A 1,621-nucleotide genomic window follows, 5' to 3' on the forward strand; every position below is an offset into this window, starting at 1 on the left:
GGAGGAAAGATTTTCGGGAGCGGAAGCAGGACTCCTATAGCGATTACAGTCTTGGTCAAAAAGGAGACGGCATAGTGGCCTTTGTTTCAAACGGAAGCTGGCTGGACGGCAACGCGCAGGACGGATTCAGAAAAACCCTGGAAAAAGAATTCAGCAAGATCTATGTGTTCAACCTGCGGGGCAACTGCAGGACAAGCGGAGAGCTCCGCAAAAAAGAGGCAGGAAACGTGTTCGGACTTGGCAGCCGCACACCGATTGCGGTAACCGTACTTGTAAAGAAGAGCGAAACAAAACAGTAAATTAGTGCTATAATACAAATGGAGGTTTTGAATGCCGTGTATATCTAGTTTTTATGGACTTTTGATTTATATGTATGGAGACGACCACAATCCGCCTCATTTTCATGTAAATTATGGCGGAAACTGGTCTGTCGTTGATTTTGACGGAAACATAATGGAAGGCGAACTTCCGGCTTCTAAACAAAAACTTGTAAGCGCATGGGCTGAAATTCACAAGGATGAGCTAATTGCCAACTGGGAGCTTGCAAAGAACAAAGAAACACTTGTAAAGATTTTGCCGTTGCAGTAGGAGTTACAATGAGCGCATATTGGACTGTTAAAAACGTAGAGCCTCTTAAAGAATATAGAATATTGCTTACTTTTGAAAAAGGCGTTAGGAAAATCTTTGACATGAAGCCATATTTAAAATACCCAATGTACAAGCCTCTTGAAAACATCTCCATTTTTAACATGGTGCATACGAATGGCGAGACTGTCGTATGGAATGACGAAATAGATATTGCACCTGAAACACTCTATGAAAAAGGAATTAGCTATAATGACTGAGGCACCCAATCATAAGGCAGAAATTTACTACTACGACATAGGCGACTACCTGAGCCGTGAACAAAAACTGGACATAATCGCAAGCTTCAAGAGCATGGAAAACCTGCCGTTCACCCGGCTAAAGCCGAATGAGCATGGCGACTGGATTAGCCAGAGAAATGATAAGTTCGGCACTTGGATTCCGATTGAAGCTGATAAAAAATTTAATTCACAAACTCATAGCTATTTTACAATTCATTCGCTAGGTGTAAATACAAATCGTGATATTTGGGTTTATGGATTTTCAAAAAAGCAAACTATTCAAAACATGCGGAATACAATTTCTTTTTATAATAAACAAGTAAAAGACCTGCAGGAAGCCCGAAAGAAAAATCCAAAACTGTCTGCGGATGATTTTAAAGATAATGACAGCAGAAAAATAAGTTGGTGCAGCAGTCTTGTCCCAAAGTTAAATACTCTTACAGAATGTAATTTTCAAGAAGATTCTATAGTCTTAGGTAATTACAGACCTTTTGTTAAAGAACACTTGTATTTTGGAAAACTCTTTATTCATCGCAGAGGGCAGTTTGATAATCTCTTCCCGACACAAAATACAAAAAATCTTGTAATTTGCATACAATCAATAGCAGGTAAACAGGAATTTAGTCCGCTAATAACAAATTGCATTGCAGACCTTCATTTCAATGGCGATACACAATGTTTTCCGCTCTACTGGTACGAAACCATCGAGCCGGAACAGAACTCTCTTTTTGGAGACGACGCGCAAATTGTAAGGC

Annotated in this window: 4 protein-coding genes; all 4 read left to right on the top strand. The window is 39.9% G+C overall.

All coding sequences use genetic code 11. The features are described from left to right. A partial coding sequence (locus tag B4N75_RS00925) for a hypothetical protein (protein ID WP_296706343.1) occupies positions 1-299 on the top strand: 299 nt, incomplete at its 5' end. Between the two features lie 31 nt (positions 300-330). After that, entirely contained in the window at positions 331-588 is a 258-nt protein-coding gene (locus B4N75_RS00930; RefSeq protein ID WP_296023934.1) for a DUF4160 domain-containing protein, read from the top strand. Positions 589-596: 8 nt separating this feature from the next. Beyond that, positions 597-845: a DUF2442 domain-containing protein gene (locus B4N75_RS00935; protein WP_296693410.1), complete on the top strand. Its 249-nt coding sequence runs from the start codon at positions 597-599 to the stop codon at positions 843-845. After that, a partial coding sequence (locus tag B4N75_RS00940) for a type ISP restriction/modification enzyme (protein ID WP_349681376.1) occupies positions 838-1,621 on the top strand: 784 nt, incomplete at its 3' end. The genes B4N75_RS00935 and B4N75_RS00940, both read left to right, overlap by 8 nt.

It is taken from the genome of Treponema sp. UBA7570 (assembly GCA_002477955.1).
Classification (GTDB): domain Bacteria; phylum Spirochaetota; class Spirochaetia; order Treponematales; family Treponemataceae; genus Treponema_D.